The following is a 12,144-nucleotide window of genomic DNA, read 5'->3' as shown; positions in this document are numbered from 1 at the left end:
GCTTGCTTGAAAATGATTTAATACCTAAGGTGTACAAATTAAGAACTAAGAAGTCCTTCCCTAGTAAAGGCTTCCGAGAAAACCTTGACACATACAGGATGAAGGACAAGGTTGACGCGAAAATAAATCGAAAGCGCCGCACCGATGCACAGAATTCCAAAAACACAAATGACGACGCGTCCAAACAAATTGCTGATCACGATTTGCTGCATCAGCATTAGCCAAAGATCGACCACGTAACCAAAGGACAGGACATAAAGAAAATTAAAAAAGTCTTTGATACCGTTCCAATGTTTCCGCAGTAAATCATCAGCGATCAGAACGACGGCACCCATAATAATCAGCGCATTACCGACCGTAATACCAAAAACATTCGACAAATTAAGACTGGCCGCTGTCCAAGGCGCTGAACCAAGTGCCGCTTTAACCGTTAATGCATTGCCAAACGCGTTAAGAAAGACCGAGATAATGAGCCAAACACCTTTTGCGATCAACTAAAAAGCCCCCAAAATATTAAACTTTTCATTGCCTTTCGAGCATCACAGATAGGGTAACAGATTGCAAGATTGGACAGCTCCATAGTCTCATACCACGGATTTCGTCGGAACATGCTAAAATTCGTTGTCTTTGTATTGCTATTTTAACAGGCTGCACGGGAAAAAGTAAGTTCTTATTCACTTTATTTATGCCGAAGTGCACTTATTGATACACTATTGAGACAAAAAGCATCTTATTCGCTTGAAAAGTGTAGAAAATGAATCAAAATCTTCAACGACTTTTACGAAACCCTTTCTTCCATATGCGAAAATACGTGGTTCAAACGATTGGACGCGTGCTTCCGGCGATTGAGCACGTGCTTCCGGCAATCCGGTAGTCATTTAGTTTCCCACAAACCAGAAAAACTTGGCTTAGCCAAGTCCTTTTTTGTAACAATTGTGCTTCGGCTGCTCGCTTGCCGCGGGCGATCCGTGAGCCTCCTCAGACAGGCTGGTATCTGCGGGGTCTCACTTGGCTCGCTGCTTCCGCAGGCGTCTCGCGCCTTCGCTACATTTTTAACGCAAAATCTTATACATTCTTTTCTTGTAAAAAAGGCTGCCTCATCGTTGAAAAAACAATGAGACAGCCTCTCGATTTTATGCCCTTTTATTCAGTTATAGATTGATCGCTGCCAGATGGCACTGGTTCGTTTACCGGACGGTCGCATTGGCGGACAAACTGACGGAACAGGCGGAGCATCAGCGGATCGCCGCCTGCGGTCATCGATTCTGGATGCCATTGAACGCCAAGGATTCGTTCCGAATTCCGATGCTCGGCTGCTTCAATCACACCATCTCCAGCAAAAGCGACGGCTTTCAACTCAGCAGCCAGTGTCTTAATGGCCTGATGATGCAAACTGTTAACGAAAAAAGATTCGCGGCGGTCAAAGAGACGGGAGAGCCCGCTGTCCGGCAGTAGCCGGACACTGTGCGTCGCTTTCACCCGCGGCACGCGTTGCACATGCTGAATCGCTTGCTCGCGCTGCGTCTGCAGATCCTGTATCAGGCTGCCGCCAAACGCGACATTCATCAACTGAAACCCACGGCAGATGCCCAGAATCGGTTTATCCGCTGCCAGCGCCAAACGCAGGAGCTTCATTTCAAACTGATCGCGTTCCGTATTAAACCAATCAATCTGCGGCAACGGATCCTCGTCATAGAAACGCGGATCGACATCGCTGCCGCCACTCAAGATCAGGCCATCACAAAGTCCAAGCAGCTGTTCGGCCGCCCCTTCTGCCTGGTATGGCAGGAGCACCGGCACGGCGTCCGCGCGCGTAACGGCTTCAAGATAATCTTCATGCACATACGGACCTTGTACAAAATCGTTCTTTTTGACATATCCCGTCGTGATGCCGATTATCGGTTTTTTCCCCATTCTGACCGCTCCCGATCGCAAAGTACTTTTCTAATAATATATTAGAATTTTCGCAAAGCGTCAATCAATAAATATTTTTCCTATCTAATTACTAAGATTTATTTTTCCATATTGCCAAGTTCCCGAATCGCGTCTGCGTAAATATCGGACGCAAGCAGCAGATCACTCAAACGGACATGTTCATCGACCTGGTGACCGGTATACGGATAGTCCGGCATGCAGGCACCGAATGCCACGCCAGCATCCAAGTATTGCGCATAGGTGCCGCCACCGGATGTCAGCAATTTGACATCGTTCTGGCCCATATTTTTCTCATAAACGTGTTTGAGAATTTGCACACCCGGATGCTTCGGATCGACATAAAGCGGCTTGTTGATGTCCTGATCGCCAATTGAAAAGCCAAGTGCTTCGACCGATGCAGCGAGCGTAGCCGCCGTATCTTTCAATACAGCTTTAATCGGGCAGCGAATATCGAGCGACACACTGCCACCTTTACCTGATTCATAACGGGATAATCCAGCGTTGACAGTCAATTTGCCTGACACGTCATCCTGAAACGCAATGCCTAGATTTTTACCATCAAAATCGCCCTGAAGCGTTTGGCCAAGAAAAGCGAGATAGGCTTTTTCTTCAGCTGCAAACGACAAATCAAGCAGAGCGCCGGCGAGCAGGAACGCGGCATTGACACCACCAGCCGGTTCCGAGCCATGTGCGGACTGTCCTTTGACTGTCAATTTCCAGTCAGCACCGATCTTTTCTGCGGTAAAATCAATATTCTGTGCCGCGAGGAGATGCTTGGCTTCTTCGACAGCCTGCTCGGCAGCTGCGCCGGATAGCACAGCATACGCCTGATCCGGTACCATATTCACGCGTTCGCCGGAGTAGAATTGCTTGAGACGAAGAGCTGTTTCTTCAAAAGCAGCCGGCACGTCAATCCGTGCGAAAATACGACCTTTTTCCGCAAAAATCAGTGGGAATTCCGCGTCTGGCGCGAAACCGAACAACGACATCGGTTCCAGTTCGTTGTATTTGACCATGCAGTCACAGCCACTCTCTTCATCTGTTCCGATCACAAGACGAATCCGGTGCTTCAATGCTGTTCCGGATTCTTTGACACTTTTCAAAGCATAATAGGCAGCCATCGTTGGTCCTTTGTCGTCGATGACACCGCGGCCATACAGCGTGCCGTCCTCCAGATGAACAGAGAACGGATCATGCGCCCAGTTGCCGGTAGCCGGGACAACGTCAACATGGCCGAGCACCGCGATATAATCTTCTGCGTCTTCCGGTCCATATTCAATATAACCGGCGTACCCTTGCAGATTCTTCGTACGAAAACCATCACGAGCGCCAAGCTCAAGCATCTTATCGAGAGCCTCGCGCGGTCCGGGGCCAAACGGGGCACCGTCCGTTGCGGCGGCGATGTCTCTCGTGCTTTTGATCGCAATCAGCGACTGCAAATCTTCCAGAAATTTCTTCTCGTTAATCGTGCTCATTGATCTCGCATCCTTCGATAATAACTTTTTAAACCTATGACCTATTCTAGCATTTCCACCGTCTGATCAAAACTGCCCCAGCGTATGGATGGGAAAACTCGGCCCAGGTAAGGTTTCTTTAAGCAAATTTGCTCCGAATCATGGAAAAGTTGCTCCGAAATCCGAGGGTTGCTCCTAATCCGTAAAAAGTTGCTCCGAATTGAACAATAGTTGCTCCAAAAGTCGAACCGAACCTAGCTTCTTCTTTCCACTTTTTGCGAAAATTATATACATTTATTAAATTCAAAGAAAAACGGGCAGAACGACCAGCCTTTCGCTGGATATCTCCCCGTGAATGAATCATCTTCAGCTACGAACCACTGAGCAGTTCGCTTCGATTTCATCCCATTTATAATATTGCCGTTTAATATCTTCCTCAATCAATTGCGTGCCCATCTGCACCTCAATTAATTCCAGTGCCTCGTCAGCAATAATCGCATGCATCGTTTCCGCTTTGACGATCACAACGTCGCCAGGTTTCACCGATCGGATCACACCGTTTTCGGCGTAACGACCGTTTCCCTTGATAACCGTCCAAACTTCCTGACGCATGTGGTGGCAGTGATAGCTGAGATTCATGCCCGCCTTTATTTTGAGCTTCTTCGTCAGCACTTCTTCATGGTTCTTTACATAACTCGTATAGTCCAAGACGTGATAGGAACCCCAATGCCGTTCTTCATACATTGGCCGCTGGTCGAAACCTTTCATCACTTCTTTAACGCGCGGACTCTGGTCTTTATCGGCGACCAGAATACCGTCTGGACTGACAGCAACGACAGCGTTCGACACGCCAATCACTGTCACTGGTAAATCCAGTTCATTAATCAAATGTGTGTTTTCCGAATCGGCGCTAATAATCCCGCGGCCAATTTGGCTTGTATCCATTTCTTCAGTTAGCGTGTTCCACGTGCCAAGATCCTTCCAGAATCCATCGTAAGACAAAGCGACAATACGCTTTGCTTTTTCAACGACGGCATAATCAAAACTGATTTTCGGCAGTTCCGCGAAATGGTTAGACAGCTCTTCGTAATTGAGCGGCAAGCACAATTCTTCGAGTTTGGCAATCACATAGCGCAAACGAAAGGCGAAAACACCGCAATTCCAGAGCGCGGAATTCGCGATCAGCTGCTTTGCTAATTCCTGCTTCGGTTTTTCGGTAAAGTGATCCACATCAATATAATCCTTTTTTTCACCCTTCGCTGGAACAATATAGCCGTATTTTTCTGAAGGGTAAGTCGGCTGCACACCCATCAGTGCCAGATCCGCGTCAGTCCGGTTGACGAGATCTTCAAGATCAAGAATTCTCTTGAAAAAGCTCGTCTCAACATAAGGGTCGACCGGTAACACGGCGACCACGTCATCGAGGGTCGCGTCGGTCATCGAATAAAAATAAGACGCTGCGAGCGCAATCGCCGGAAATGTATCCCGACGTTCCGGTTCGACAATCAGTGGCACGGCATCACCCAGCTGATCCTGCAGCATTTCAACCTGTCCTTTGCCTGTCGCGACCACCGTCGAATCGCCAAGACCCACCTGATTCAACTGGCCGAACACCCGCTGAACCATCGAACGCAACTGTTTGCCATCATCTTCCAGCACTTTTAGAAATTGTTTTGAACGGGCATCATTTGACAATGGCCAAAGCCGTTTGCCCGATCCACCCGATAAGAGTACCAAACGCATCATAATCGCTCCCCGGACTTCCATAATTCGTCAATATTTTTATTATGCCACTAAAGCTTGGACAGGTTCAAGACCTGTTTTCTCGCTCGCAAACCGCTTCCGTGTCTTTTATTGTTCCTGCGAAATACCTTGTTTTACCGGGAAAAATCACCGTTTCTGGAAAAAAGTAAAATTTTTTTCGAACAAACCCTTGCAATTATATAACCACCTGGATATAATAGTACATGTTCTGATTGACCATTACCCCATGGCCAAACGGTAAGGCAGCGGTTTCTGGGGCCGCGATGTTCTGGTTCGAATCCAGATGGGGTAATCACATAAAGGCTCAAAATCCTGTTATATCAAGGGTTTTGAGCCTTTTCTTTATGGTATGTCACCAAAATGTCACCGACGTGTCACTACTTGAACTTACGTACCCTATGGCACTTCCAAGGGCGCGATACCTCTCTGCTTCTCTTTATATTATTCGCGAAATCCACCTATTTTTAGCTGGTTTGGGGTCACAGGCTTTTTTCTCTTTCTCTTGCGGCAACGTCATAAACCCGTTGAGCGCTGTTGCCAACGCCTGATCTCTATTCGGATAAAGATCACCATATATTCCGGCGTAACATCGACAGTGTAAGGCGTAACATCGACAGAGTAAGGCGCGACATCGACAGAGTAAGGCGCAACATCGACAGTGTAAGGCGCAACATCGACAGAGTAAGGCGTAACATCGACAGTGTAAGGCGTAGCATCGACAGAGTAAGGCGCAACATCGACAGAGTAGGGCGCAGCATCGACAGAGTAAGGCGCGACATCGACAGAGTAAGGCGCAACATCGACAGTGTAGGGCGTAGCATCGACAGAGTAAGGCGTAACATCGACAGAGTAAGGCGCGACATCGACAGAGTAAGGCGCAACATCGACAGAGTAAGGCGTAACATCGACAGTGTAAGGCGCAACATCGACAGTGTAAGGCGCAACATCGACAGTGTAAGGCACAACATCGACAGAGTAAGGCGCAACATCGACAGAGTAAGGCGCAACATCGACAGTGTAGGGCGTAGCATCGACAGAGTAAGGCGCGACATCGACAGAGTAAGGCATAACATCGACAGTGTAGGGCGTAACATCGACAGAGTAAGGCGTAACATCGACAGAGTAAGGCGCGACATCGACAGTGTAAGGCGCAACATCGACAGAGTAAGGCGTAACATCGACAGAGTAAGGCGCGACATCGACAGTGTAAGGCGCAACATCGACAGAGTTGAGCCCAACATCGACAGTGTAGGGCGTAACATTGACAGTGTAAGGCGCAACATCGACAGAGTAAGGCGCAACATCGACAGTGTAAGGCGCAACATCGACAGTGTAAGGCGCGACATCGACAGAGTAGGGCGTAGCATCGACAGAGTAAGGCGCAACATCGACAGAGTAAGGCGCGACATCGACAGTGTAAGGCGCAACATCGACAGAGTAGGGCGTAGCATCGACAGAGTAAGGCGCAACATCGACAGAGTAAGGCGCGACATCGACAGAGTAGGGCGCGACATCGACAGAGTAGAGGAATACTGCGTAACAAGGAGGGGAACCAGGAACGATTAGAGAAACAAATGGTTGAGATTATTAGTAAAAGTGAATCTCTCATTAATTTATTGAAGGTCTGTCAATAGTCGGACTTACCAAGTGATTATTATATTTGGGCAGGCTGTATTGCTGATACATTTTGGCATGATCTATCAGAATTTTTAACAAAGCCTTTAAATAAAAACTGAAAGCAGCAATCAAAAAACCTCTGTGGTGAAAGGATAATTTCTTTCCACCTCAGAGGTTTTGGCCAGATTGCTTTTGGATTTTCAGACGATTATTTCAGAACTTTATCGGGAATGGTAATACCCGCTTCTTTATATAGGTCTTTCAGATAATTGTTCCCTTGTTTCCGGGCCGTTTGTTTGCTTTCGGCGAGTCCCGTATTCGGATTCAGATAGAGCGCCTTATTTTTCCCGTGATTGGTGAAGTCGAACATATTCTCCAGGCTTCCGGCCATCGCGTCAAATGATTGATCGCCAATGCGCCCCAGTTTCCAGTTATCCTCAATGAACCGCAACACAGAAGTCTGATCCGTTAGTGTATTGTCGACAAAATTTGATCGGGCATATGGGGAGATAACCAGGAGTGGAAGTCTTGGCCCATAACCTGCGCGGTCAAGATAAGCACCTGTTTTCACTTGTCCGGCAACGCCAGGTCCACTCAGCGCGTCGGCCGTCGGGTCATTGGATCCGTTAACGAGCGGAGGCATCACATGATCATACCATCCATCGGAATCGTCATAGGCAATGATCACAGCCGTACTTTTCCATGATGGCAATTGTTCCAAATTATTGATCGTATTCGTCAGAAAGTACTGTTCATCAAGCGGACCAGAGTAACCGGAATGACCGTCCTGATTGGCAGGTGCTTTAAGGAAACTGACTGCAGGCAGATTTTCAGAATTAGCTGCTGTCCAGAAATCGGCCAAATCATATTGGTGATTCGCCTGATCCGTTTTCCCGATCAGTGATGCTTTTGACGGTGCCAGGTGATTTGGATTGGCTGTCGACTGATAGTACTGGAACGGCTCATGATGCGGGATATAATCCGTCGAACCCGTACCGCCGACGTTGTCATGATTCTCCGCAGCATTATGGAATCCGCCTTCGAACCAGCCCCAGCTAATATTCTTGGTATTGAGTAGATCGCCGACATTCTTGCCGGTTAGTGCGACTGTTTTTCCCTTTGATGCCTGATCATAATAGGGATCAATATCATTATAGGTTGTTCCGTTATTGACCAGCCCGCTGACTACCCCGTTGCTGATTTTCGTCCCCCCGGCAGTGACATTGGCTGTGTAAGGCACTGATCCATGTGTCTGACCGGAAACTAGGTTCAGCGCGCCAGGTGTCGATGGTCCGTAACTTGTCCCAAATGAATTATCATTTAACGCGCCATGCTGTGCATAATTCCATAATGCGGTAACCGTATTGCCGTCATAATAGTTCATGACATTCGTCGAACCACGTCCGCCGTAAGTCACATACTTGTCCATCAATCCGCCGTCCGTCGCTTTCTGTTCGTTGGTATAGCTGTGGTCATTGCCACCGGTAACAGCCTGCGAACGATCCAGTCTCTGCGGGTTCGCGCCGTTTGGATTGTTTGTCAAAAGTGCCCCGCTCAGACCGTTAACTGACGGCGTGTTCGGTGCCGCATGAAAAGCAGGCTCCCCTTTCGGATTCAGCGCATTCGGGTAGGTGCCGAAATAATGGTCAAATGAAATATTCTCCTGAAAAATGACAACAACGTGTTTGATCGGCGTGGTTGTGCTTCCCTGATACGTGACGTAATGATTGCCGGCATTGTGTTTGGCTGTTGCCTTTGCGGACTGAGCCTGTGTATTGGGCACAGCAAGATATCCTCCGGTTCCGGCCAGCACAGCGGCAAGCAAAGCAGCTGTCCATTTTTTCGTTGACTTGAATCTGATCATTCTTTCATCCTCCCCCACCTCAATAAATTCTGTCACAAATTGATCATAATTTCTTAAAGTTACTTTCCAGTTTTCGCAGTATTTTCTATTTGTAAAAGATGGAAGTTAATTAGTAAATATGGCTTAGATACTAAGATTTTGTTTTTCGTCATTCAGAGGACATGATCGATACAATTTCCTATTGGAAAGGCATTTCTGGTCAAATCGGCATAGAAAATGAAATCTATTAAAAAAGACCTATCTTCATCAGAAAAACTGGCATAGCCAAGTCCTTTTTTAACAATCTGCTCACTTGCCGCGGGCGATCCGTGAGCCTCCTCTGACAAACTAGAATCTGCGGGGTCTCACTTGGCTCGCTAATCCCGCAGGCGTCTCGCGCCTCGCTGCATTTTTGTGCGAAAAACTTTATACATTCTTATCTCTTTAGAAAAACTTGGCATAGCCAAGTCCTTTTTCAACTATTGCGCTCCGGCTGCTCGCTTGCCGCGGGCGATCCGTGAGCCTCAGCAAGACCAGAGCGTCAGGTGGGCTTCACAGCGCGAACACTGAGCGAGGATGCTCAATGGTTCAACAATTTTTCCATAAGAGCAGAAATGAATTTTTTATGTTCTTCTATAAAGCACATTTGGGCAGAATTTTCTCGAGTAAAGTCTTATAAATTGTTCCATTAAAAAAAGCGCAGATTTGATCATATGATACAGCGCTTTTTCTATTGACCTTAAGTTTAGATGTGAAGAAGCTTTATGGTGTCTGTTACCTCTTTGTGGTTTCTCATTCTAAGTGCATACGCTTACGAAAATCTTTCACGTGACTGCGGCTGACTGGTATTTCCACAGCCACATCCTTCAGATGAAGCAGGTAGGTTTGATTAAACCAAGGGGCAATTTCACGTATTTTTTCCAAATTGACCGTGTACGAACGATGACAGCGAAAGAACAGATCATTCGGAAGCAGCGCTTGAAATTCAGATAAATTCATCGGCATTGTATAGAGCCCGTCATCTGCCTGAACAAGCGTCAGCTTCTCACGCGCTTCAGCATAATAAATGTTCACGAGCTCTTTCACAATAATCTTTTCATTCTTTCGCAAATTAATATGAGCCAAGCGTGGATCGCTCATTTGCTGCGTCTGGTGCTGAACTATTGTCGTTTTTTGCTGGGTGCCTTTGCTTTCAAAAGCTTTCTCTAATTTGGCAAGAACCGTCGCAATCCGCTGCTCGTCATACGGTTTTAAAAGATAATCAAAAGCTTCCAATTCAAACGCCTTTGCCGCATGTTCTTTATAAGCCGTGGTGAAAATGATGTAAGGCCGATGTTTAAATTTGCTTATACTTCCGGCAAGAAGCATACCATCGAGTGAAGGAATGTTAATATCCAGAAAAACAGCGTCCGTTTCATTTTCATGAAGGAACTTTAAGACATCTAATCCATCTTCAAAACAATGCGTGATTCGAATTGAACTGTGTTCATTAATTAAAAATTCCAGTTCCTCACGTGCCGGGCGTTCATCTTCAACGATAATGGCATTCATCGTGTCACCTTCTTCATATCAAAATAAATCTCTGTTCCGGTTTGCAATCGATTGATCGTTAAACCCTGACCATAGATTAATTTTACGCGCTGATGCACATTAAGCAATCCGATTTTCTTGGCAGATGCTTGATTCTGATAAAGTTGATCAATAATCTGTTGGTCAATACCGGGACCGTTATCACGAATGAGCACGCGCACCCGATCGCCAATGTCTTTAACAGAAAGCGTCACTTTACCATGCTCGCGGCGTTTTAGCGCGCCATGCTTTATGGCGTTCTCTACGAGTGGCTGAATCAGCAAACTCGGAACCGTAATGGCAACAGCATCGAGATCATAATCCATCTCAAGCCGATCGCCAAACCGAGCTTGTTCGATCGCCACATAGTCTTTTACCTGCTGAATCGCCTCAGCCATGTTCATAAACGAATCGGTTCGCTCAATATTCGCACGCATATAGCTTGATAGATGAATGATGAGCTTGCGCGCCTTCGCAGGATCGCGGCGAATCAGCGATGCAATCGTATTCAGCGCATTAAACAGAAAGTGGGGATTAATCTTTGACTGCAGCGCCTGCATTTCTGCTTTGCTAGCAGCCTCTCTAATTTGTTCCATGCGCGATATTTCCATCAAAGTGGAAATAAGCTGCGACAAACCAATAGCTAATGTTTGCTGTGAATAAGTCATCTTGGTTGCTTTGCGATAATAAACTTTGAGTGTCCCTGTCACTTCTTCCTTTTCCTTAAGCGGTATGATCAAAACAGATTGAATCTGTGGCAGATGGTGTTCGGACTCGTTATTAGAAAACATGATTTTTCCGTCTTGAATGACCTTTTTCGTAAACGCGCTGACAATCATTCCGCCAATCGGATAGCGTTCCTCGCCAAAGCCAACATAGGCTAGGACATGGGCGGTATTCGTCATCGCAACCGCATCAGCATCCATTTCCGTTTTAATGATACTGCATATCTTTTTTAATGACTCTTGATTCACGGAGCGAAAATAAGGAAGGGTCTTATTGGCGATTTCCAGTGCAAGCTTCGCCTGCATCGCTGCAATTCGTTCCTTCTCTCCTTCAACGCTGGTTACTAAAAGAACGATAAACCCAATATTGACTTCACCAAGAATCATCGGAAGCGCAATGTGCGACACGATGCTCCAGCCTCTGGTGAAAGAGCCTGACATAAGCAGAATCAATACCATCGTCAATACTTCACAGAACATGCCCATCACAATGCCATAGATCCAGCGATGTTCTTTTTTTACCTGGTTATGGACCAACACAGAGACGATTCCCGCAAAGGAACTCGTAAGAAAACATGGCAACGCAGTAACGCCACCGATATTGATCAAGTAACGATGCAAACCGGCAACAAATCCTGTAATAATACCAACAACTGGTCCAAAAAGTATTCCACTCGAAATGATCGTAGCAATGCGAACATTGACAAGCGATCCTTCCACATGAATACCGGAATATGTGCTTAAAATAGCAAACAAACTGAAAAGAGCAGTTAAAATGGCAAGTTCTGGTCGCGAATGCTTTTCACGCTGAAGAATCTCTTTAAATCTCGGAAACCGCGTTAAAATAAACAAAAAGACTATGAGAACAGCCGAGCGTTCAAATAACTGAAAAAGCATTGTAAAAAAAGCAGGCATATGCAAGACTCCCAAATCAAGGTCATCATTTACAAGGTAAAAAAGCAGGATCCCATGAATGCGTTTAACTAAATTATAAGACATTGAATCGGCAAAATGGGCGCAAAAAAAGTTCGACATTGCCCAAAGATTAGAAAATATTGTGATGCCAAAGCCTCCGGATGCCGGCTAAGCCTTAACTTCTCTTTCACTCTTTCACTTAATCCCACTAGGTTTTTTTAATTTCCTAATACTAGCGTTTCACTATTTTATTCAAACCATTCATAATACTATGAATGTTCAAAATTAATATGGTTTCTAGACAAAAAAATCCTTTATAATG

Annotated in this window: 8 protein-coding genes and 1 tRNA gene; 2 read left to right on the top strand and 7 right to left on the bottom strand. The window is 46.2% G+C overall.

Features of this window, described 5'->3' with window-relative positions; all coding sequences use genetic code 11:
• Window positions 1-38 precede the first annotated feature (38 nt).
• The 4 genes from JOC27_RS13090 to JOC27_RS13075 form a co-directional block, all read right to left on the bottom strand.
• Window positions 39-494, bottom strand: a complete 456-nt coding sequence (locus JOC27_RS13090) for a YczE/YyaS/YitT family protein (RefSeq protein WP_205007722.1) — start codon at window positions 492-494, stop codon at window positions 39-41.
• 649 nt (window positions 495-1,143) lie between these two features.
• Window positions 1,144-1,914 carry a gamma-glutamyl-gamma-aminobutyrate hydrolase family protein gene (locus tag JOC27_RS13085; protein WP_205007721.1) on the bottom strand — a complete coding sequence of 257 codons (771 nt, stop codon included), beginning with the start codon at window positions 1,912-1,914 and terminating at the stop codon, window positions 1,144-1,146.
• A 98-nt stretch (window positions 1,915-2,012) separates the two neighbouring features.
• Entirely contained in the window at window positions 2,013-3,410 is a 1,398-nt protein-coding gene (gene pepV, locus JOC27_RS13080; RefSeq protein ID WP_205007720.1) for a dipeptidase PepV, read from the bottom strand.
• A gap of 345 nt (window positions 3,411-3,755) precedes the next feature.
• Window positions 3,756-5,132, bottom strand: a complete 1,377-nt coding sequence (locus JOC27_RS13075) for a sugar phosphate nucleotidyltransferase (RefSeq protein ID WP_205007719.1) — start codon at window positions 5,130-5,132, stop codon at window positions 3,756-3,758.
• A 241-nt stretch (window positions 5,133-5,373) separates the two neighbouring features.
• Between JOC27_RS13075 and JOC27_RS13070 the strand changes: the two genes are divergently transcribed.
• Both JOC27_RS13070 and JOC27_RS13065 read left to right on the top strand, forming a co-directional pair.
• Window positions 5,374-5,445, top strand: a tRNA-Gln gene (locus JOC27_RS13070).
• Window positions 5,446-5,687: 242 nt separating this feature from the next.
• Window positions 5,688-6,719 (top strand): methyl-accepting chemotaxis protein, encoded by a 1,032-nt coding sequence (locus JOC27_RS13065; RefSeq protein ID WP_205007718.1) that lies wholly within the window; start codon window positions 5,688-5,690, stop codon window positions 6,717-6,719.
• A gap of 259 nt (window positions 6,720-6,978) precedes the next feature.
• Here JOC27_RS13065 and JOC27_RS13060 read toward each other — a convergent pair whose 3' ends face one another.
• The 3 genes from JOC27_RS13060 to JOC27_RS13050 all read right to left on the bottom strand — a co-directional run bounded on the left by JOC27_RS13060 (window position 6,979) and on the right by JOC27_RS13050 (window position 11,822).
• Window positions 6,979-8,634, bottom strand: coding sequence for a phospholipase C (locus JOC27_RS13060; protein WP_205007717.1), 1,656 nt, complete (start codon window positions 8,632-8,634; stop codon window positions 6,979-6,981).
• A gap of 771 nt (window positions 8,635-9,405) precedes the next feature.
• A complete protein-coding gene (locus tag JOC27_RS13055; protein ID WP_205007716.1) occupies window positions 9,406-10,164 on the bottom strand; it encodes a LytR/AlgR family response regulator transcription factor in 759 nt (252 codons plus the stop codon).
• Complete coding sequence (locus tag JOC27_RS13050; RefSeq protein WP_205007715.1) at window positions 10,161-11,822, bottom strand: sensor histidine kinase; 1,662 nt, start codon at window positions 11,820-11,822, stop codon at window positions 10,161-10,163. Before JOC27_RS13050 ends, JOC27_RS13055 begins: the two co-directional genes overlap by 4 nt.
• Between the last annotated feature and the right edge of the window lie 322 nt (window positions 11,823-12,144).

This window comes from Sporolactobacillus spathodeae, from assembly GCF_016908935.1.
Lineage (GTDB): Bacteria > Bacillota > Bacilli > Bacillales > Sporolactobacillaceae > Sporolactobacillus > Sporolactobacillus spathodeae.
The sequence above is the reverse complement of the archived record's forward strand: the minus strand, read 5'-3'. Positions and strand labels throughout refer to the sequence as shown.

What these genes read in the sequence shown, in the direction of transcription:
- JOC27_RS13085 (WP_205007721.1), bottom strand. Translation starts at nt 1,914, where the DNA reads ATGGGGAAAAAACCGATAATCGGCATCACGACGGGATATGTCAAAAAG.
- pepV (WP_205007720.1), bottom strand. Translation starts at nt 3,410, where the DNA reads ATGAGCACGATTAACGAGAAGAAATTTCTGGAAGATTTGCAGTCGCTG.
- JOC27_RS13075 (WP_205007719.1), bottom strand. Translation starts at nt 5,132, where the DNA reads ATGCGTTTGGTACTCTTATCGGGTGGATCGGGCAAACGGCTTTGGCCA.
- JOC27_RS13060 (WP_205007717.1), bottom strand. Translation starts at nt 8,634, where the DNA reads ATGATCAGATTCAAGTCAACGAAAAAATGGACAGCTGCTTTGCTTGCC.
- JOC27_RS13055 (WP_205007716.1), bottom strand. Translation starts at nt 10,164, where the DNA reads ATGAATGCCATTATCGTTGAAGATGAACGCCCGGCACGTGAGGAACTG.
- JOC27_RS13050 (WP_205007715.1), bottom strand. Translation starts at nt 11,822, where the DNA reads ATGCCTGCTTTTTTTACAATGCTTTTTCAGTTATTTGAACGCTCGGCT.